The sequence below is a fragment of the Aeromicrobium sp. S22 genome (assembly GCF_009661045.1).
GTDB classification, from domain to species: Bacteria; Actinomycetota; Actinomycetes; order Propionibacteriales; family Nocardioidaceae; genus Aeromicrobium; species Aeromicrobium yanjiei.
This window is the reverse complement of the sequence record NZ_WJWV01000001.1, coordinates 916,860-937,058: the sequence shown is the minus strand read 5'-3', so window position 1 is coordinate 937,058 and position 20,199 is coordinate 916,860. Positions and strand designations below refer to the sequence as shown.

General features: G+C 71.0%; 18 protein-coding genes and 1 tRNA gene. 5 read left to right on the top strand and 14 right to left on the bottom strand.

Annotation, left to right across the window (positions count from 1 at the left end; all coding sequences use genetic code 11):
- Window positions 1-27: 27 nt before the first annotated feature.
- On the top strand, window positions 28-738 hold the full coding sequence (locus GEV27_RS04680; RefSeq protein WP_153910164.1) for a hypothetical protein: 711 nt from the start codon (window positions 28-30) through the stop codon (window positions 736-738).
- A 73-nt stretch (window positions 739-811) separates the two neighbouring features.
- Here the strand turns inward: GEV27_RS04680 and GEV27_RS04675 are convergent, their stop codons facing one another.
- Complete coding sequence (locus tag GEV27_RS04675; protein ID WP_153933563.1) at window positions 812-1,825, bottom strand: response regulator transcription factor; 1,014 nt, start codon at window positions 1,823-1,825, stop codon at window positions 812-814.
- Between the two features lie 67 nt (window positions 1,826-1,892).
- On the bottom strand, window positions 1,893-2,891 hold the full coding sequence (locus GEV27_RS04670; protein ID WP_153933562.1) for a glycoside hydrolase family 6 protein: 999 nt from the start codon (window positions 2,889-2,891) through the stop codon (window positions 1,893-1,895).
- Window positions 2,892-3,100: 209 nt separating this feature from the next.
- Here GEV27_RS04670 and GEV27_RS04665 point away from each other — a divergent pair, with 209 nt between their 5' ends.
- The gene (locus GEV27_RS04665) at window positions 3,101-4,438 is read left to right on the top strand and encodes a carboxypeptidase-like regulatory domain-containing protein (RefSeq protein ID WP_153933561.1); all 1,338 of its coding nucleotides are present in this window, start codon (window positions 3,101-3,103) and stop codon (window positions 4,436-4,438) included.
- On the opposite strand, the gene GEV27_RS04660 is transcribed toward GEV27_RS04665, so the two are convergent.
- The 6 genes from GEV27_RS04660 to GEV27_RS04635 form a co-directional block, all read right to left on the bottom strand.
- Window positions 4,439-5,134: a hypothetical protein gene (locus GEV27_RS04660; protein ID WP_153933560.1), complete on the bottom strand. Its 696-nt coding sequence runs from the start codon at window positions 5,132-5,134 to the stop codon at window positions 4,439-4,441. It lies immediately after the preceding gene.
- A gap of 121 nt (window positions 5,135-5,255) precedes the next feature.
- Window positions 5,256-6,224, bottom strand: coding sequence for a ribose-phosphate diphosphokinase (locus tag GEV27_RS04655; RefSeq protein ID WP_153911075.1), 969 nt, complete (start codon window positions 6,222-6,224; stop codon window positions 5,256-5,258).
- A gap of 1 nt (window position 6,225) precedes the next feature.
- Window positions 6,226-7,689: a bifunctional UDP-N-acetylglucosamine diphosphorylase/glucosamine-1-phosphate N-acetyltransferase GlmU gene (glmU, locus tag GEV27_RS04650; protein ID WP_309222032.1), complete on the bottom strand. Its 1,464-nt coding sequence runs from the start codon at window positions 7,687-7,689 to the stop codon at window positions 6,226-6,228.
- 49 nt (window positions 7,690-7,738) lie between these two features.
- Window positions 7,739-7,820: transfer RNA gene (locus GEV27_RS04645), tRNA-Gln, on the bottom strand.
- A 43-nt stretch (window positions 7,821-7,863) separates the two neighbouring features.
- Entirely contained in the window at window positions 7,864-8,634 is a 771-nt protein-coding gene (locus GEV27_RS04640; RefSeq protein ID WP_153933559.1) for a methyltransferase domain-containing protein, read from the bottom strand.
- Window positions 8,634-9,971, bottom strand: a complete 1,338-nt coding sequence (locus GEV27_RS04635) for an amidase (RefSeq protein ID WP_194944124.1) — start codon at window positions 9,969-9,971, stop codon at window positions 8,634-8,636. The genes GEV27_RS04640 and GEV27_RS04635 overlap by 1 nt, the downstream gene beginning before the upstream one ends.
- 57 nt (window positions 9,972-10,028) lie before the next feature.
- Between GEV27_RS04635 and GEV27_RS04630 the strand changes: the two genes are divergently transcribed.
- From GEV27_RS04630 to GEV27_RS04620, 3 genes are all read left to right on the top strand, one after another.
- Window positions 10,029-10,517 carry a MarR family winged helix-turn-helix transcriptional regulator gene (locus GEV27_RS04630; RefSeq protein WP_153933557.1) on the top strand — a complete coding sequence of 163 codons (489 nt, stop codon included), beginning with the start codon at window positions 10,029-10,031 and terminating at the stop codon, window positions 10,515-10,517.
- 34 nt (window positions 10,518-10,551) lie between these two features.
- The gene (locus tag GEV27_RS18225; RefSeq protein WP_153653986.1) at window positions 10,552-12,333 is read left to right on the top strand and encodes an ABC-F family ATP-binding cassette domain-containing protein; all 1,782 of its coding nucleotides are present in this window, start codon (window positions 10,552-10,554) and stop codon (window positions 12,331-12,333) included.
- A gap of 241 nt (window positions 12,334-12,574) precedes the next feature.
- A complete protein-coding gene (locus GEV27_RS04620) occupies window positions 12,575-13,447 on the top strand; it encodes a hypothetical protein (RefSeq protein ID WP_153933556.1) in 873 nt (290 codons plus the stop codon).
- A 7-nt stretch (window positions 13,448-13,454) separates the two neighbouring features.
- On the opposite strand, the gene GEV27_RS04615 is transcribed toward GEV27_RS04620, so the two are convergent.
- The 6 genes from GEV27_RS04615 to metG form a co-directional block, all read right to left on the bottom strand.
- Complete coding sequence (locus GEV27_RS04615; protein ID WP_153653990.1) at window positions 13,455-14,372, bottom strand: 4-(cytidine 5'-diphospho)-2-C-methyl-D-erythritol kinase; 918 nt, start codon at window positions 14,370-14,372, stop codon at window positions 13,455-13,457.
- Between the two features lie 9 nt (window positions 14,373-14,381).
- The gene (locus tag GEV27_RS04610) at window positions 14,382-15,557 is read right to left on the bottom strand and encodes an amidase family protein (protein WP_153933555.1); all 1,176 of its coding nucleotides are present in this window, start codon (window positions 15,555-15,557) and stop codon (window positions 14,382-14,384) included.
- Window positions 15,558-15,651: 94 nt separating this feature from the next.
- The gene (gene rsmA / locus GEV27_RS04605; protein ID WP_153911072.1) at window positions 15,652-16,524 is read right to left on the bottom strand and encodes a 16S rRNA (adenine(1518)-N(6)/adenine(1519)-N(6))-dimethyltransferase RsmA; all 873 of its coding nucleotides are present in this window, start codon (window positions 16,522-16,524) and stop codon (window positions 15,652-15,654) included.
- Window positions 16,521-17,567 (bottom strand): resuscitation-promoting factor, encoded by a 1,047-nt coding sequence (locus GEV27_RS04600; protein WP_194944123.1) that lies wholly within the window; start codon window positions 17,565-17,567, stop codon window positions 16,521-16,523. Before GEV27_RS04600 ends, rsmA begins: the two co-directional genes overlap by 4 nt.
- A 169-nt stretch (window positions 17,568-17,736) precedes the next feature.
- Window positions 17,737-18,609, bottom strand: coding sequence for a TatD family hydrolase (locus tag GEV27_RS04595; RefSeq protein ID WP_153933553.1), 873 nt, complete (start codon window positions 18,607-18,609; stop codon window positions 17,737-17,739).
- Window positions 18,606-20,186, bottom strand: coding sequence for a methionine--tRNA ligase (gene metG / locus GEV27_RS04590; RefSeq protein WP_309222031.1), 1,581 nt, complete (start codon window positions 20,184-20,186; stop codon window positions 18,606-18,608). The genes GEV27_RS04595 and metG overlap by 4 nt, the downstream gene beginning before the upstream one ends.
- Window positions 20,187-20,199 lie beyond the last annotated feature (13 nt).

Here is a 20,199-nt window from a genome sequence, read left to right as displayed (position 1 = left end):
GTTCCCCCTGCCACCAGGAGCCTTCCCGTGCACACTTCCCTCCGCCGCCGTGCGGCCGCCGCGATCGCGCTGACCGCGACGCTCCTCCTCAGCGGCTGCGGCCTCAGCGACTTCGCCGCCCAGGACCCCGAGCCGGTCGCGACGAAGCCCACCCCCTCCCCCACCCCGGCGTTCGACTCACAGTTCACCCGCGACGGCACGTTCCAGTCGCACGTCGACATCGACGGCATGGACTTCGTCTACACGCTGTGGCCGACCAAGTCGACGCCGCGGACGAACCTCTGGTTCCCCAAGGGCAACAAGTACTTCTCGTTCACCCTCCAGGCATACGACCTCGACCAAGACCTGCGCGACAAGTTCTCGACCAAGCGCAAGGTGTGGCTGGACCGGATCCGGGTCGAGTCCGAGACCACGACGAAGTCCGGGGCGGTCGAGCGGCCGTACGATCTCGATGCCACGGCCTCGCGGATCACCTTCGACCCTGAGCCCGTCACGACCAAGCGCGGCATGCTCATCACCTCGCCCAAGGGAGCGTTCGAGCTGCGCAACCAGAAGATCGGGACGCTCGCGATGGACACCAGCGGGCTCAACCTGATCTTCCGCGCGACGGTCCACATCCAGCGCTCCGCAGGCTCCAAGACGTACTACAAGGAGACGATCCGCCAGCGCGTGCCGATCGCGATCTTCGCCTCCGACCAGGAGACCGTGGCCGCCAAGATCCCGATCGACGCCAACTGATCGGCACCAGCACACGACGAAGGGCCCCCGCCTCGTGGCGGGGGCCCTTCGTGGTCGTGTAGGTGAGGCGTGCTCAGACGGGATCGCGGTCGGAGGCCAGTCGGTAGCCCACGCCCCGGACCGTCTCGATGAATCGCGGCGTCGACGACGAGTCGCCGATCTTGCGGCGCAGGTTGGCCAGGTGGACCTCGACCGCACGCTTGTCGGCGTCGTTGACGTAGTAGGTCGTCACGTAGCTCTCGCCGCGCAGCATCAGCACGAGGTCGGCCTTGCTGCGGACCCGGCGTCCCGTGCTCAGCAGGGCAGCCAGCAGGTCGAACTCGCTGCGGGTCAGGTCGACGCTGCGTCCGTCGACCTCGGTCATGCGGGTGCTGGTGTTGAGCCGCAGTCCGCGGTGCTCGAGCCAGCCGTCGGTCGACGGGACAGGAGCCTCGGCCGACAGAGCATGGCCGGAGATCCGCACCGGCGCCGCGTGGGCGACCGCAGCGGCCGGGGGCAGCTGCACCTGTGCGGCCTGCTGCATCTGGGCGGCCTGCTGCATCTGGGCGGCCTGCTGGACCTGCACGGCCGGCTGGACCTGCGGCAGGGGCGCGGGAGGCGCCGCGGAGAAGACGGGCTCGGGTGCCGACGCGGGGACGAACGGCTCGGAGGCGGCGGGCACGCGGATGCGGTCGGCCTGGACCGGCGCCTCGGCGGGGCTGGTGACGCCCGCGCGCTCGCGCGGGCGGCGCATCATCGTCTCGATGCGGGCGCGGAGCTCACGCGGACGGAAGGGCTTGAGCAGGTAGTCGTCGGCTCCCGAGTCGAGCCCCTGGACGATGTCGATCTCGTCGGACAGCGCCGTCAGCATGACGAGGTAGGTGTTGCTGAACTCGCGGATGCGCTTCGCCGCGGCGAAGCCGTCCATGCCGGGCATCGACACGTCGAGCGTCGTCAGCACGGGGTCGTGCAGGCGCACGGCCTCGATGCCGTCGGCTCCGTTGGTCGTCATGATCGTCTGGAAGCCGCTCTGGGTCAGCACAGTCTTCAACAGGTGCCGGACGTCAGCGTCATCCTCGATGATCACCGCGATTTTTTCTGCGTTCATGCAGCGATCCTAGGGTGAACAGATCTTGTCCGTAGCGAAAAACAAACTGAGGGACGGGAGGCGAATGTCACCATCCCGCGTTGCGCGCGAGCTCGAGCGCCCGCTCGGTCCAGAACTCACCCGCCCCAGGGCCCCCACCGCACGTGCCGTCGCTCTCGCCCGGAGGCTTGATCCAGAGCCGCGCGTCCAGGCCCCCCGCGGACACGTGATCGGGTTCCTGGCCGAGTGCCCGTCCCGCCGGATTGCACCACTCGCCGTTGGATCCAGCCCCGTTGCGACTGGTGTCGATCACCCAGTGGGTCGGGGACGTCAGCGCAGAGCTCACCGCCTCTGCGTACGCAGCCTCGTCCTCGTCGGACTCATAGCCCGAGACGTTGGTCGAGAAGCCCCTCGCCTTGTCGACACCGACGGCCGACAGCATCGACGCCATGACCCCCGGGTCGGTCCAGCTCGCGTGCCCCGCGTCCACGTAGACCGTCGGACCGCCGTCGACGAGGCGGTCGACCGCGTCGCCGAGCAGCTCGGTGCGCTGGTCCAGTTGATCGCACTCCTCCGCGGTCGCCAGCGCGTCCGGCTCGAGGATCGCCACCGACTCGGTGCCGGCGGCCTCCGCGATCTGCTCGACCCACTCCTCGTACTGGTCCGGCGGCAGCCCGCCGCTCGACTCGCCGTCGATGCAGTCGCGGTCGGTGATGCCGTAGACCACGAGGACGGGCACCTTCCCGGCCTCGTCAGCAGCCCGGACGATGCCGGTGACGAACTCGCCGACCGATCCGGGCGGATGGGCCTCCGGCGTGAGCCAGATGCCCGTGGGGACTCCGGCGAGTCGTTCGAGGACGGCGCGGTCGGTGCCGCTTGCTGATTCCGCAGCCTGGCGGGCCGCCGATCCGGTCCACGTGAACTGGGTCCGGTCGGCGAAGGGGTTGCTCTCCTGCGCCGAGGAGTCCACGCCGACCGACGAGGCGTACCGGGCGAGGCCGAACACCAGCACGAAGATCAGGAACGGCACGAGGAGCAGGAGCCCCCGGCGCGCGGGAGAGGATCGCTCGGCTGCCCTGATCGACACGTTCCCTCATCTCGAAGCGCTCGCCTGGGCAGCGCACGTCATTGAACGCCTCAGCGTAGCGGTCGGGCGGGCGATCCCCGGTCGCCCTGCAGGTGAGTCAGGACACCACCGACTGACTCGCGATCCGTCGGACAGGACGGGCATCTGACGATAAAATCTGCTCCACCGCTGGTGAGTCCTCGCCTGCTGAGCGAGGGAGAAAAATCATCGTGCCCAGTCGTCGTGCGCTTGCCGCCGCCTCGTCCATGCTCCTGCTCCTAGGCGGCCTGGTCGCCGTGTCCGGCCCCTCGCAGGCCGCGGCCCCCCACGCACGGATCTACGGGTACGTGACCGACGCGAGCGGCAAGGCGGCGCGGACCATGACCGTCCGACTGTTCCGCTCGGGCGCGGACGACAAGAGCTGGACGTACCTGCGCAAGGACGACGTCAGCTCGAGCGGAATCTACGAGCTGCCCACGGACGGCCCGGGGCGCTACCACCTGCAGGTCGTCGAGCGACGTCCCGCGTACGACACTCGCTCGAATGCGCGCGTCCCGGACGTCCCGGTGAACGTAGGCACCACCGCGGTCGTGAAGAACATCTCGGTCCGGCGGGGCGGCGCGATCGGCGGCACGGTCAAGGTCCGGGTCAAGTCCCGTGGGAAGTACCGCAGCAAGGCTGCCGCCTCCGCGAGCATCCGGGCCGTCAGCGACGACGGACAGATCTACGAGGTCGCCGCGAACCGCTCCGGCCAGTACGCGATGGGTGGCCTGCCCCGGAACAACTACCGGGTCTTCGCCTACGACAAGCAGGGACGCCGCGTCGGGACCGGCAAGCTCGTCCGCGGCGTGAAGCTCGGCAAATATCGCCAGGTGTCGTTCGTCCTTCGCACCCGCCCCGCCGCCTACAAGGGATTCCTCACGACCGGGGGCACCCTTGCCAAGGGCAGCGTGACCGTCACCGCGGTCAACCGGCGCACCGGCGAGTACTGGGTTCGCAAGATCTCCCGAGGCGCGCTCTCGCTCACCGGCCTGACACCCGGCAGCTATGTCCTGACGGTCCCCGACACGGCCGGCTACTTCGGTCGCACCCTCACGCTGCCGTCGTTGAGGGCCGGCCAGACGCGGCGTCCCAACGTGAACCTGCCCACCAGGGCCGGGACCTTCACGGGCCAGGTCGTCGACGCGACGAGCGGCAACCCGATCCCCAACATCAGCGTCCGGCTCACGGACTCCAGCGGCAAGGTCCAGCAGGAGCTGCCGGCGTCGAGCACCGGGACGTTCTCGATCGGCGGGACGTTGCGCGCCCAGTCCGGCGTAACGGTCACGATCTTCGCGTACGACAAGATCGGCGAGCACTACTACCTGCCGCGATCGTTCTCGGGTCTGCAGATCGCCGACAACCAGACGCTGGACCTCAACACGATCAGCGGGGACACGCTCCCGAACGGCACCAAGGTGATCAGGCTGCAGCGCAAGCCGATCGAGACCCCGACGCCGACTCCGACCACCCCGGCTCCGACGACGCCTGTCCCCACCACATCGGTCCCCACGACGCCGGAGGCATGATCACGCCGCGGGTCCTGAGCTGCGGGGGCGCCGCCCCGTCGCCCGCCACAGCACCGCGCCGATCACGATGAGCAGCACACCCAGCACGACGAACGCCATCACGTCGTAGGTCGTGCGTCCGAGCGACGTCAGGTCGCCCACGATCGTCATCAGCACCTGGACGCCGATGAACGCTCCCACGACGGCGCCGGCCAGCGTCACGAGCACGCGTCGAGCCGTCGAGGGCGGCTCTGCGGCGACCACCGGGCCGGGCTGCGCCGGGCCTTCGTGCCGGGGAGCACGGGGCAGGTCCAGATCGACCACACCCGGGAGCAGCACCCAGGTCGCGGCCGCTCCCACGGCACCGAGCACGACGAGCGCGATCAGTGACCCGACGAACAGCAGCGGCGACACCGTGAGCACCGACAGCACCCCCGACGCGAGCCCGGCCGCGAGCGCTCCGCGGAGCCGCCGCCTCGTGGCTGAGCCGCTCGTCGCATCGGCCACCCCGCGCCCGACCGCGAGCCCCGCCACGCCCACGACGAGCCCCACCACCGCCCCGACCAGGGCCGCGATGACGTACAGCGCCGGCAGGTCCTGCCGATCGGCGAACGAGGGGATGTCATCGGTGCCGATCACCGCCAGACCGAGGAGCTGACTCACCAGGATCCCGACGGCCGCTCCCACGAAGCCACCGCGCAGCACGACCTTGCCCATGGATGCCCCCAGCTGATCGATCCGACCCGTCAGCTGGATCCTAGGGGTTCCTGGCCCGGCACCCAGCTTCGCTGCGGGCGCCTTCGGCGCGAGCGCTCTCGCTCGCAGAGCGAGCGAGTCCTCAGGACTTGAAGAGGCTGGTGACCGAGCCCTCTTCGAAGACCGCCGCGGTCGCCTGCGCGAGCAGCGGGGCGATCGAGAGGACCGTGAGCTTGTCGAAGCGCTTGTCGTCCGCGATCGGCAGCGTGTTCGTCACGATGACCTCGCACGCGGTGCTGTTCTTGAGCCGGTCGACGGCCGGGCCGGAGAACACCGCGTGCGTCGCGACGATCACGACGTCCTCGGCACCGTCGGCCATGAGCGCCTCGGCGGCCTGGACGATCGTGCCGCCGGTGTCGATGAGGTCGTCGACCAGGATGCAGACCCGACCGGTGACGTCACCGACGACCCGGTTGGCCTTGGACTCGTTGGGACGGCGGGGATCGCGGGTCTTGTGGATGAACGCGAGCGGAGCACCGCCGAGCGCGTTGGCCCACTGCTCGGCGACCTTGATGCGGCCCGCGTCGGGCGAGACGACCGCGAGGTCCTTCTTGCCGTAGCGCTTCTTGACGTGGCGCGTGAGGATCGGCATCGCCAGCAGGTGGTCGACCGGGCCGTCGAAGAAGCCCTGGATCTGCGCGGTGTGCAGGTCGACCGTCATGAGCCGGTCCGCTCCCGCGGTGAGGAACAGGTCGGCCATGAGGCGCGCGGAGATGGGCTCGCGGCCGAGGTGCTTCTTGTCCTGGCGGGCGTAGCCGTAGAACGGCAGGATGACCGTGATGCGCTTGGCGGAGGCCCGCTTCAGCGCGTCGATCATGATGAGCTGCTCCATGATCGCCTCGTTGATGGGCGAGGAGTGGCTCTGCAGCACGAACGCGTCGCAGCCACGCACCGACTCGTCGAAGCGGACGTAGATCTCGCCGTTGGCGAAGTCGTACGCCGTGGTCGGCACGACGTCGATCTCGAGGAGGTCGGCGACCTCCTGGGCCAGCGTCGGGTGGGCGCGGCCCGAGAACAGCAGCATGTTGCGGGTCGGCGTCCGCTTGGACAGGCTACTCACCGGGGGCCTCCAGATTGGTGTCTGCGTCGGCTGCGCGCGCCGCTTGGTCTGACGGGGAGCCGGGACGTTTGTCCCGCACCCACCCCTCAATGTTCCTCTGTGACCCGGCACTCACCGCCAGCGCCCCCGCCGGGACGTCCTGGCGGATCGTGGCACCCGCCCCCGTGAAGGCGCCGTCGCCCACGGACACCGGGGCCACGAACGTGTTGTTGGAGCTGGTCTTGGCGTGACGCCCGATCGTCGTCCGGTTCTTGTTCACACCGTCGTAGTTGGCGAAGATCGTGCCCGCACCGATGTTGGCGCCCTCGCCGATGTCGGCGTCACCGACGTAGGACAGGTGCGGCACCTTGGCCCCCACCCCGATGACGGAGTTCTTGACCTCGACGAACGTGCCGATCTTGCCGCCCTCGCGCAGGTCGGCGCCCGGGCGCAGGTAGGCGTACGGACCGACGGTCGCGCCGGCCCCCACGACCGCGTCCGAGCCGTGGGTGCGCACGACCGTGGACCGGGCACCCACCTCGACGTTGCGCAAGGTGGTGTCGGGCCCGACCGTGGCAGCCTCGCCGACGACCGTGGCGCCCAGCAGCTGCGTGCCGGGCAGCAGGGTGACGTCCTGCGCGACGGTCACCGCGGAGTCGATCCAGGTCGTCGCGGGATCGACGATCGTGACGCCCTCGGACATCCAGTGCCGGGTCAGGCGGTCGTTGAGCTCGCGCCCGAGACGGGCGAGCTGGATGCGGTCGTTGACGCCCTCGGTCTGCCAGACGTCCTCCAGGACGTGAGCCCCGACGGGTCGCCCCTCGGCGACGGCGCGGCCCACGATGTCGGTCAGGTAGAGCTCGCCCTGCGCGTTGCCCGACTCCAGCGTCGCGACGGCGTGCCGCAGGAACGCGGCGTCCACCGCGAGGATGCCGCTGTTGATCTCGCGGACCGCCAGCTCCTCGGCGGACGCGTCGCGGTGCTCACGGATGGCCGTGACCCCGCCGTCCTCACCCCGCAGGATGCGGCCGTAGCCGGTGGGGTCGTCGACCTCGGCGGTCAGGATCGTCACGGCGCGCTTCGCGGCCTCGTGGTCGGCGAGCAGCTCCGAGAGCGTCTGCGAGGTCAGCAGCGGCACGTCGCCGTACGTCACGAGGACCGTGCCCTCGGGTGGCGAGTCCAGCGACTCCAGCGCGATCTGGACCGCGTGGCCCGTGCCGTTCTGCTCCTCCTGGACGGCCAGCACGATCGCGGGATCGTACGCCGCGATCGCCGCCGACACCTGCTCGCGGTCGTGGCCCACGACCGCGACGGTCCGCTCGACCCCTGCGCCCGCCACTGCGACGAGTGCGTGCTCGATCATGCTGCGGCCCGCGATCTCGTGCAGGACCTTCGCTCGGGAGGACTTCATCCGCGTGCCGGCACCTGCCGCCAGCACGATTGCCGTCACGCCTGCCGCGTGTGGGCTAGTGGTCACGGGGACTCCTTCACTTGCTCGCTCGCGCCTGCCCGCACCTCGGCGGTGCTGGCTCCCCGGGTAGGAGTCGAACCTACGTCGCTTGTCCGCATTCAAAGTGCGGCGGGCCCTGCCGGCAGACCAACCGGGGAACAGCAACCGGCGGACCGGGGCTGCCCCACGAGCGTACCGGAGTCAGACCGGGCGGCGGGCCACGACGAAGGTGCGGCGGAACGGGAACACTGTTCCCCACGGGCGTCGCGGGTACGCGCCGCGCAGCGCGGTGCGGTAGGCCGCGACGAAGCTCTCGCGCAGGTCGTCGGGCAGCGCCTGCACGTACGGCCGGGCGCCCGTGCCGGAGACCCAGTCGTGGACGGGGTCGTCACCCTGCAGGACGTGCAGGTAGGTCGTCTCCCACAGGTCGACGTGCCAGCCGAGGCCGGCGAAGAGCTCGAGATATGCCGTCGGCTCGGTCCCGCGGTCGGCGAGGACGTCGGCGGTGGCCTCCGCGAAGGGGGCCTCGGCGGCGATGTCCCGCAGCAGCGTGTGGCTGGGCGAGTCGTAGTTGCGCGGGACCTGCAGAGCGAACGTCCCCTCGGCGGCCACGTGGGCCGTGAGCCGCTCGATGACGTCGAGCTGGTCGGGCACCCACTGGAACAGGGCGTTGGAGACCATGAGGTCGACCGGGGCGTCCGGCGCCCATGCGGCGACGTCCGCGAGCTCGTACGTCGCAGCGTCGTCACGGTTGCCGGCCAGTGCGCGCTCGATCATCTCCGGCGAGGAGTCGATCCCGTGCACGGTCGCGTGCGGCCACCGCTCGCGCAGCACCGCGGTCAGGTGTCCGGGCCCGCAGCCGAGGTCGACGATGCTGCGCGGCGTCCCCTGCACGCGGCCCACCAGGTCGACGAAGGGCCGGGAGCGGTCATCGGCGAACTGCAGGTAGCGGGCCGGGTCCCAGGTCGGCATCAGGCGCTCCGCTCGAGCTGGCCGGCCAGCGCCATGAGCCGCGCGTCGTCGTCCCGCCGGGCGATCAGCTGGATCGCGAGCGGCAGACCGTTCGCCGTCGAGCCGGCCGGCATCGAGACGGCCGGGACGCCCGCGTGGTTCCACTGGGCGGTGTACGGATAGAAGGCGTTCATCGACACGACCGTGGCCAGGCCGCCCTTGCCCTTCCAGTGCTCGACCTCGATCGCCGGGCCGGACATCACCGGCGTCAGCAGCACGTCGACGCCCAGGTCGTCGTGCACCCGGCCGCCCCACTCCTGTCCCTTGCGCTTGGCCCACTCGACCGCACGGGGCCCGAACGGGCGGCCGAGCCGGGCGATGGACCGCGTGCGCGCCTCGAGCCGGTCGGGGCGGTCGACGCCGTCCGCACCGTCCCGGATGCCCGCGAGATAGCGGACGGTCAGGGCCTTGGCCGCGACCCCGTACGGGACGTCCACCTCCACGACGGTGTGGCCCGCGGAACGGAAGGTCTCGGCGGCGGCCCGGACCGCCGCGCGTACGTCGGGATCCAGCGGCGCCGCCTTGGTCGCGGCCGAGGCGCTGAACGACACCCCGATCCGCAGCGGCGCGGGATCGACCGCAGCGGCCTCGACCAGCGAGTCCGCGAAGCTGCCGAACGTGTCGAGGAACAGCGCACTGTCCGCGACGCGACGCGCGAGCCCGCCCTGGGTCGACAGGTCGTGCCAGCCGCCCGAGCTCGGCATCGTGCCCTGGGTCGGCTTGAAGCCGACGAGGCCGCAGCACGCGGCCGGGATGCGGATCGAGCCCGCGCCGTCGGACGCGGTCGCGATCCCCACGGCCCCGGCCGCCACGAGCGCGGCGGACCCGCCGGACGAACCGCCCGGGGTGCGGCCGTGGTCGTGCGGGTTGCGCGTCACGCCGGTCGCCTCGGACTCGGTGAACCCGAAGATCGCGAGCTCGGGCAGGGTCGACTTGGCGACCACGACCATGCCCTCCGCGCGCAGGGCGGCGACCAGGTCGCTGTCCTGGGAGGCGTCGTGCAGCATCGCGCGCGAGCCGAGCCCCGTGCGGTGCCGCGCGATCGCGAGATCGTCCTTGACCGCGATCGGCACCCCCAGGAGGGGGCCGTCCTGTCCCGACGCGCGACGCCGGTCGGCCTCGTCAGCGGAGGCGAGCGCCTCCCCCTCCAGCACCTGAACGACCGCGTTGATCGCGGGGTTCTCGCGCTCGATCGCCGTCAGCGTCGCCTCGGTCAGCTGGCGGGACGTCATCGTGCCTGACCTCAGCAGCTCGGCCTGTCGAGTGGGTCCGGCGCTCACGGCCTCGGATGCGTCCATCGCACGAACGTACCGCGCAAACAATCTCGACATCAAGAATCTTGATAGGCTCAGGCCATGGAGGACGACGTCGACCGGCTGATCGCCGCCTGGCAGCACGAGCGGCCGGACCTGGACGTGTCCCCCATGCACGTCCTCAGCCGGGTCACCCGGCTGGCGCTCCACCTCGACCGGGCCCGCAAGGACGCGTTCGAGGACCAGGGCCTGGAGCCGTCAGAGTTCGACGTCCTGTCCGCCCTGCGCCGGGCCGGCGAGCCCTATCAGCTCTCCCCCGGGCAGCTCGTGCAGGAGACCCTCGTGACCAGCGGCACCATGACGAACCGGGTCGACCGCCTGGTCCGCAAGGAGCTCGTCGACCGGCTGCCCGACCCCGCGGACCGCCGCGGCGTGCAGGTGCGGCTCACGTCCCAGGGCCGTGAGGCCGTCGACGGCGCGCTCGACGCGCTACTCATGGCGGAGAAGAAGCTGCTGGCCGGTCTCACCCCCGCGGAGGCGACCCAGCTGGCGGATGCGCTGCGCAAGCTGTCCCAGCCGTTCGACCGCTGAACGGGGCTGAGGCACCGCCGCCTAGACTCGTGCAGTGGCTCATCTTCTCGGCGTGGAACAGATCGCGCTCGACTTCCCCACCAAGACCGTCTTCGAGTCGGTCACCATCGGCATCGACGAGGGCGACCGGATCGGCATCGTCGGACGCAACGGCGACGGCAAGTCGACGCTGCTGCGCATCTTCGCCGGCCGGCTCCAGCCCGACTCCGGACGTGTCACGACCCGCGGCGGCGTGACGATCGGGATGCTCGACCAGACCGACACCCTCGACCAGGACGGCACGGTCGGTCACGCGATCGTCGGCGACAAGGCCGACTACGAGTGGGCAGGCGACGCCAAGATCCGCGACGTCATCGCCGGTCTGGTCTCGGACATCCCGTGGGACGCCACGGTCGGGACCCTGTCCGGCGGCCAGCGGCGGCGGGTGGCCCTGGCGCGGCTGCTGGTCGGCGACGACGACGTCCTGTTCCTCGACGAGCCGACCAACCACCTCGACGTCGAGGGCATCACCTGGCTCGCCGGTCACCTCAAGTCGCGCTGGTCGGCCAACGCGGGCGGCCTCCTGGTCGTGACCCACGACCGCTGGTTCCTCGACGAGGTCTGCACCGCGACCTGGGAGGTGCACGACGGCATCGTCGAGCCCTTCGAGGGCGGCTACGCGGCGTACATCCTGCAGCGCGTCGAGCGCGACCGGCACGCCTCCGCGACCGAGTCCAAGCGGCAGAACCTCATGCGCAAGGAGCTCGCCTGGCTGCGCCGCGGCGCCCCCGCGCGCACGTCCAAGCCCAAGTTCCGCATCGACGCGGCCAATGAGCTGATCGCCAACGAGCCGCCGCCGCGCGATCCGATCCAGCTCAAGCAGATGGCCACCTCGCGCCTCGGCAAGGACGTCGTCGACATCCTCGACGTCTCGGTGTCGTACGACCACGAGGTGCTCAAGCACGTCGAGTGGCGCATCGGGCCGGGTGAGCGCACCGGCATCCTCGGCGCGAACGGTGCCGGCAAGTCGACGCTGCTCGGGCTGGTGACCGGCAAGGTCCAGCCCACCTCGGGACGGGTCAAGAAGGGCAAGACGGTCAAGGTCGTCACGTTGACCCAGGAGCTGGACGAGCTCAAGGACGTCGGCGACGACCGCGTCAGCGACGTCGTGGGGCGCCAGCGCACGGCGTACGTGTCGGGCGGCAAGGAGATGACCCCCTCGCAGCTGCTGGAGCGGCTCGGCTTCTCCAGCGCCCAGATGTCGACCCCGGTGCGTGATCTCTCGGGCGGGCAGAAGCGCCGCCTCCAGCTGCTGCTGATCCTGCTCGACGAGCCCAACGTGCTGGTGCTCGACGAGCCGACCAACGACCTCGACACCGACATGCTCGCGGCGATGGAGGACCTGCTCGACTCGTGGCCCGGCACGCTGCTCGTGGTCTCGCACGACCGCTACCTGCTCGAGCGCATCACCGACCAGCAGTACGCGATCCTCGACGGCCACTTCCGGCACCTGCCCGGCGGCGTGGACCAGTACCTGCGCCTGCGCAAGGAGCAGGACACCCCCGCGGCGTCCAACCCGTCGACCGCGGGGCACGTCAAGGCCTCGAAGCTGTCGAGCGCTGACGAGCGCAACGCCCGCAAGGAGGTCGGCTCGATCGACCGCAAGATGCAAAAGCTCTCCGCCCGCATCGACGCCCTCCACGTCGAGCTCGCGGAGCACGACCCCTCGGACGTCCCCGGGCTGCTGGCGCGGACCAAGGAGGTCGCCGACCTCGAGGCCCAGGTCGCCGCCCACGAGGAGCGCTGGCTCGAGCTCACCGAGCTCCTCGAGGGCTGACCGGCCGGGCCCGGGGCCGGGGCGCGGGGCCGGACCCACGATGAGGGTTTTGGGTAGCCCCCGGTGCCGCAAACCCTCACCCTCGGCCGCCGCCGGGACCGAGGATGAGGGTTTCCGGTAGCGGGCGCTGCCGCAAACCCTCATCGCTCGTCCGTGTCCACAGGGGGACGCGGCGCGGGCGGCGTCCACAGCGGGCGAGATCGGCGTCGCGCGGCGGCAACGGCGTGACGACCGTGGACGCATGAGAACTGTCTTCCGTACGTCGGAGGTCGTCGCCGCACGTGGTCGCGGTGCGGTGCGCCACGCGATCGCGTCGGGCCGCTGGCAGTCACCGTGCCGCGGCGTCGTCGTGACCCACTCCGGCCCCCTCTCCCTCGACGAGCGCGAGCTGGTCGCTCTCCACACGTGCGCGCCGGCCTCGGCCCTGGCGGGACTGAGCGCACTGCGGCACGACGGCTTCACCGGAGTCGAGACGGAGACGACGTACGTGGTGCTGCCCGAGGGCGCCGACCGACCGCGCGACGCGCCGTTCAGCACCCACTGGAGCACCGAACTCGGCCCGCAGGACGTCCACCCCCTGAAGGAGCCGCGCCGCACCCGCCCCGCTCGGAGCCTGATCGACGCGGCGAGCTGGTGCGACAGCGACCGACTCGCGCGCACGATCGTCATCGCCGGTGTGCAGCAGGGCCTGGTCAACGACCGCCTGATGCACGTGGCTCTCGACCGTCGCGGCGCGTGCCGCCGTCGCGGGCTCGTCCGCGAGTCGATCCTCGACGCGTCCGGAGGCATCCACTCGCTGCCGGAGAAGGACTTCGACGACATCCGACGCAGCGCGGGCCTGCCACCGCCGACCCGCCAGAAGGTCGTCCGGGGCCCCGACGGCCGCTACTACCTCGACGTGTCGTGGGACGCCCTGCACATCGCGGTCGAGGTCCACGGCGCGCCGCACCAGGCAGTCGCGCGATGGGACGCCGACCTGATCCGTGGCAACGAGATCGTGATCGACGGACGTCGGCTGCTGATCTTCACGTCGTACGCGATCCGGCACACGCCCGACGTCGTCGCCGCCCAGCTCACGCGGATGTTCGCGGCCCTCGGCTGGCCCGCGGCCTGACGGAGGGCTAGGTGAGGCGGGCGCCGTGGACGGGGCCGCGGGACTGGACGACGTCCGCGCAGGCGGCGGCGCTGCTGAGGGCGAAGGCGATGTCCAGGCCGTGCTGCTCGTCCGAGGCCAGGAACAGCGCCGTCGGACCCGACCCCGAGAGGATCGCACCGAGGGCGCCCGCCTCGATGCCGATCGAGAGGGTGTCCTCGAGCTCGGGACGCAGCGACAGCGCCGCCTCGGTCAGGTCGTTGGAGAGGGCACCGCCGAGCGCGTGGGCGTCGCCGGCCCGCAGGGCAGCGAGCAGGGCGTCCGGCACCACGGGATCGGGCACCGTCGCGCCCGCGTTGAGCCGGTCGAACTCGGCATAGACCGCAGCGGTCGAGAGTCCTTCGTGCGCCATCGCGAAGACCCAGTGGTACGTGCCGCGCGCCAGCACCGGGCTGATCGTCTCGCCGCGGCCACCGCCGATCGCGTTGCCGCCGTGCAGCAAGAACGGCACGTCGCTGCCGAGCTGTGCCGCGAGCTGCTCCAGCGCCGCCCGTGACAGGCCCGTGCCCCACGCCTCGTTGCACGCGACGAGGGACGCCGCAGCGTCCGCGGATCCCCCTGCCATGCCACCGGCCACCGGGATCACCTTGCGGATCGCCAGGTCCGCGCCGAACGGCACGCCGGTGCGCTCGCGCAGCAGGCGGGCGGCCCGGACCGCCAGGTTGTCATCGTCCTCGGGCACGAACGCGATCTCGGAACGTACGTCGAGCTCGGACTGCACGGACACCCTGATCTCGCCGTCCGCGCGGGACGTCGCGCGCACCTCGTCGTGCAGGTCGACGGCCTGGTAGACCGTCGCCAACGGGTGGTAGCCGTCGTCGCGGACCGGCCCGACACCCAGGCACAGGTTGATCTTGGCGGGGACGCGGACGTTGGCAGAGCTCACCCGATCAACTTAGTGGCTCCCCCCTGCTCGCCGCCCCCGGACGTCCGACCGGGTCTCGCCGATCCGCCGGGCGAGCTCGATCAGCGCGTGGTCCGAGCTGGCCGGGCCGACCAGGCAGGCGCCCGCGGGAAGCCCGCCGTCCGTCGTGACCGGGACGCTCACCGCCGGCAGCCCGCCGATCGTCGCGACGCAGGTGAGCTGCAGCGTGGCCTGTCGCACCGCGTCCAGCGACCGCGGCCGGCCCACGGGCGGCGCGACCGACGAAGCGGCCGGCAGCAGCAGCACCCGGTCACCGAGATATCCGCGCATGCCGGTGCGATGGCGGTCGAGCTCGGCACGGGCCGCGTCCGCCTGGGCAGGCGTGACAGCCGCGGCGCGTGCGAACCGCGACCGCACGTCAGCACCCAAAGCGTCGGGCCGGGTCGCGAGCCACGCGCCGTGGGCGCGCCAGGCCTCGTACGCCTGCACGGTCTGCATCGCGGCGAGCATCCCCGGCATCGAGGCCATGGGCCAGCCGATCCGCGGCAGCCCGGCCGCCAGCGCTCCCACCGCTGCCGCGACGTCGGCGTCGGCCAGCGCGAGCAGCTCGTCGACCACCACGACCTCCCCCACCGCGGCACCTCCCGGCGGCAGCAACGAGCGGCCGACCTCGGCGAGCAGCGTCGGGCCGTGCGTCAGCCAGCCGACCGTGTCGAATGAGCTCGCGAGCGGCAGCAGTCCGTCGACGCGTACGGCCCCGACGGTCGGCCGGATGCCCCAGAGCCCCTGGTAGGCGGCGGGCACGCGGATCGAGCCGGCGGTGTCGGTGCCGAGCCCGATCGTCGCCTCGGACATCGACACCGCGGACGCCGGCCCCGAGCTCGACCCACCGGGGATGCGGTGCGGTGCAAGGGGGTTGGGCGGCGCGCCGTAGTGAGGGTTGACGCCGGCCAGGCTGTACGCGAGCTCGTCGGTCTGCGCGATGCCCCGCACGGCCGCGCCGTCGGCGAGCAGGCGTTCCACGGCCCAGGCGTGGGCGAGCTCGGGCACCGCGTGCTCGAGCCAGGCCGGGTTGCCAGCGCCGATCCGCTGCCCGGCGACTGCGAGGACGTCCTTGACCGCCACGGTCTGGTCCGTCAGCGCGCCCGAGCCGGTCGGCCGGACGAGGGGGTCGCCGACGACCCGCCAGATCCTCGGGTCCGTCATGCGACGTCCACCCCGCCGATGCGGTCGGCAACTGGGTCGCGAGCGGTCACAGGCCCAGAGTAGGGCGCGCCCGGTGCCCCGGCGGCCGATCGACTCAGCGCAGGGAGGCGCCGGCCGCCGGCACGAGGTGCCGCGCGAGCCGGGCGAAGTCCTCGACCGTGAGCTGCTCGCCGCGTGCCTGCGGCGAGATGCCGGCTGCCACGAGGGCCTCCTCGGCCGCAGCGCCCGAGCCCGCGAGGTTCGCGAGTGCTGCGCGCATGGTCTTGCGACGCTGCGCGAAGGCCGCATCCGCGACCGCGAACGTCCGCACGCGCAGCTCCTCGTCGCCGGGCGGCTCCCGCCGGGTCCACGCCACGAGCGAGGACTCGACGTTGGGCATGGGCCAGAAGACGTTGCGACCGACCGACCCGGACAACCTCATCTCGGCGTACCAGGCCGACTTCACGCTCGGCACGCCGTACGTCTTGGAGCCCGGCCCCGCGGCGAGCCGGTGCGCGACCTCGGCCTGCACCATGACCAGGCCCGTGCGGATCGACGGGAACCGCTCGAAGAAGGTCAGCAGCACCGGCACCGAGACGTTGTAGGGCAGATTGGCCACGAGCGCCGTCGGCGCCGGCCCCGGCAGCGAGGTGACCTTCATGGCGTCCGCGGTGACCAGGTCGAACGATCCGGCCTGGTCGGGCGCGTGCTCCGCGATGGTCTGCGGCAGCTGGCCCGCCAGCACCTCGTCGATCTCGACCGCCGTGACGTGCGCGGCGACCTCGAGCAGCCCGAGGGTCAACGAGCCGAGCCCGGGTCCGATCTCGACGACGACGTCGTCAGCGGTGATGCCCGAGGCATTGACGATCCGGCGCACCGTGTTGGCGTCGTGGACGAAGTTCTGTCCACGCTGCTTGGTCGGGCGGATCCCACAGGACTCGGCTAGACGACGGACGTCAGCGGCTCCGAGCAGCCGGGGAGGCGTCAGTTGAACCTCGCCCCGGCGCAGCCCCACTGGCCCCAGCCCGAGCGGGCCTGAAGGATCTTGGCGTACTTGATCTGGACCTCGCGGCTGTTCTGGTGCGGCAGGCCCGGGCCGCCGACGCTCTTCCACGTCGCGGCGCTGAACTGCAGGCCGCCGTAGTAGCCGTTGCCGGTGTTGATCGACCAGTTGCCGCCGGACTCGCACTGGGCGATCTTGTCCCAGACGGTGTCGCCGGTCGACATGTCAGGAGCGGGCGTCTTGGGACGCTGGGTGCCGCGCGAGACGATCTGCGTGACGGGCTTGGCGACGCGGTTGGTGGACAGGACGGCCTTCTTGCGCAGCTTGCCGTCGGCGTAGACCAGCTGGACCTGCTGGCGGGCCTTGCCGTCGCGTCCCGGGCGGACGACCTCGGTCTCGCCGACCATCGCGTCGGCATCCTTGCGGACGACCGTCTCGTGCTTGAGGTCCACGGTCTGGGTCTTGGTGACCTTCTTGATGCGGACGACGCGGACCTTGTCGTCGGCGCTGACGTACTGGCTCTTGGCGGGCCTGACCTCGTCGTCCTTGTCGAGCGTCACGCCGGCCTCCTCGAGGACGCCGGCGACCTTCGGGGTCGTGGTGGTGACGGTCTTCTTCTTGCCGTCGGCCACGATCGTCAGCGCCTTGGGCGTGCTGACGACGAGCGTGGTGCCCGCGCGCGGGATGACGGTCGAGCGCTTCTCCGACACGTACGAGCCCGTCGGCTGGGCCAGGTCGAGCGAGTCCAGCGCGTCGTCGACCGTGCGGTCGAACACCGTGCGGGTCGTCTTCTTGCCGTCGACGGTCAACGTGAGGGGCTTGGCGTACGCGACCTCGATCGTGTCGCCGTCGGACAGGCCGCTCGTCTTCTCCATGTTGAGCCGGTCACCGGGACGCAGCGAGACGGAGTGGTCCTTCAGGACGTCACCGACCGTCCCGCCGAACGTGCGGATGTCCTGGCTCTTGCCGTCGACCGTGAGCGTCACGGTCTGGCTGAGAGCGCCGTATGCGGCGGTGCCGCCGCCCACCAGGAGCACGGTCGCCAGTCCGAGAACGATGGACTTACGGGGACGACGCTTGGCCTGTACGGCCGTTTCGCCGCCGGTGGTGGGGGGCTGATGTGAAGCTGAAGACACTACATTCCTCGAGGATCGATGAGTGAACCGACCCTCCACGATAGCCAGCGTGTGCGTGTGGTCAAGTGCGCTGTGCCCAGGGGCCGCCGAAGGCCCGATCGGTGTTGGCGTCGATGTCGCGGCAGAGCTCGTCGACCGTTTTGCCTGCGATCCCAGCCATGAACCGCACCGTGAGCGGCACCAGGAACGAGGCATTTGGCTGACCACGGTATGGAGATGGTGTGAGGAAGGGCGCATCCGTCTCCACGAGGAGCCGGTCGGCGGGGGTCACGCGCAGCGCGGCCCGCAGGTTGTCGGCATTCTTGAACGTCACGGTGCCCGCGAACGACAGGTAGGCGCCCCGCTCGAGGCACTCCCGAGCGAAGTCGGCGTCGCCCGAGAAGCAGTGCATCACTACCCGGTCGGGCACGCCCTCGTCGTCGAGCACCGCGAGCACGTCGTCGTGGGCGTCACGGTCATGGATGACCAGGGTCTTGTCGTGCCGCTTCGCGATGCGGATGTGCTCGCGGAACGAGGCGTGCTGGGCCTCGCGGCCGTCCTGGCCGGTCCGGAAGTAGTCCAGCCCGGTCTCGCCGACCGCCCGCACGTGCTCGCCGGCCTGGGCCAGCCGATCGATCTCGGCCAGCGCGGCGTCGAGCTCCCCGGCGGACGCCAGCAGCGGTGCCTCGTTGGGGTGCAGCGCGACGGCTGCCACCACCGAGTCGTACGCCGCCGCGGTCGAGGCCGCCCAGCGCGAGCCCTCGAGGTCGCAGCCCACCTGCACGATGCGGGTCACGTTGACCGCTGCGGCCCGGTCGAGCGCCTCGTCGACCGGGATCAGCACGCCGCCCTCGACCCCCTTGCTGTACGCCCGGTGGTCGAGGTGGCAGTGATTGTCGACGACCGGGGACGGCAGCGCCTCGGGCGTCTCGGGCCAGCCTGCGGTGAGCGTCATCCGGCGGCGGTCTCGATCCGCGGGAACAGCGATGCGGGCTTGGTGATCGTCGAGCCCGCGGGCAGCTGGTCCCACGCGGCGACCGCGTCGATGCGCTGATCGGCCAGCGCGCCCAGGGCGGCCTCGGCCCCCAGCGAGTCCCACAGCACCGCGGACGCCTTGGGCATCACGGGGTTGAGCAGCACTGCGAGGACGCGCAGGCCCTCGGCGGTGGTGTGCAGGATCGTGGCGAGGCGGTCACCGTCGGGATCCTCCTTCGCGACCTTCCACGGGGCCTGCTCGGTGATGTAGCCGTTGAGCCCGTCGACGATCCGCCAGATCGCGGTGAGCGCGTCCTGCGGGGCGACCGCCTCGATCGCGGCGTCCGCATCGCGTACGGCCTCGGCCACGGTGTCGATCACGACCGTCTCGGCGTCGGTGCGCGCGCCGGGTGCCGGGAGCGTCCCGTCGAAGTACTTGCCGATCATTGCCGCGACCCGGGACGCGAGGTTGCCGAAGCCGTTGGCGAGCTCCGCGTGGTAGCGGGCGCTGATGTCCTCCCACGAGATCGAGCCGTCGGACCCGAACGTCAGGGCGCGCGCGAAGTAGTAGCGGTAGGCGTCGGAGCCGAAGGTGTCGACGATCTCGTCGGGACGGATGCCGTTGGCCTTGGACTTGCTCATCTTCTGACCGCCGACCAGCAGCCAGCCGTGGGCGAACACCTGGTGCGGCACGGGCTGGCCCGCGGCCATCAGCATCGCGGGCCAGATGACAGCGTGGAAGCGGGCGATGTCCTTGCCGACGATGTGGATGTTGGCGGGCCAGATCTTCTCGAACCGCTCGGGGTCGCTGCCGTAGCCGATCGCCGTGACGTAGTTGAGCAGCGCCTCGACCCAGACGTACATCACGTGCTTGTCGTCCCACGGCACGGCGATGCCCCAGTCGAACGTCGAGCGCGAGATCGACAGGTCCTTGAGGCCGCGCGACACGAACGAGATGACCTCGTTGCGGGCCGACTCGGGCTGGATGAACGTCGGGTTGGCCTCGTAGAAGTCGAGCAGCTTCTGCTGGTAGTCGCTGAGACGGAAGAAGTAGTTCTCCTCGGTCATGTGCTCGACCCGGCTGCCGTCGAGCGTCGAGACCTTGAAGCCCTCGTCGTCGCCCTCGCCGTCGGCGACGTCGTCATCGCTGACGAACTCCTCGCTGCCGACGCTGTACCAGCCGCTGAACGAGCCCTTGTAGACCGCGTCCCGCTGGTGGAGGTCCTGCCAGAACGCCTGGGAACCCTCGAGGTGACGCTGCTCGGTCGTGCGGATGAAGTCGTCGTTGGCGACGTCGATCGTCTTGAGGAGCGGCTTCCACTCCTCCTCGACGAGCCTGTCGACCCACTCCTGCGGCGAGACGCCGTTGGCCTCGGCCTTGCGCAGGACCTTCTGGCCGTGCTCGTCGGTGCCGGTGAGGTACCAGACGTCCTCACCGCGCTGGCGGTGCCACCTGGTGATGATGTCGCCCATGACCGTCGTGTAGCCGTGCCCGATGTGGGGCGCGTCGTTGACGTAGTAGATGGGCGTGGTCACGTAGAACGTTTGGTCGGACACCCCTTGATCCTAG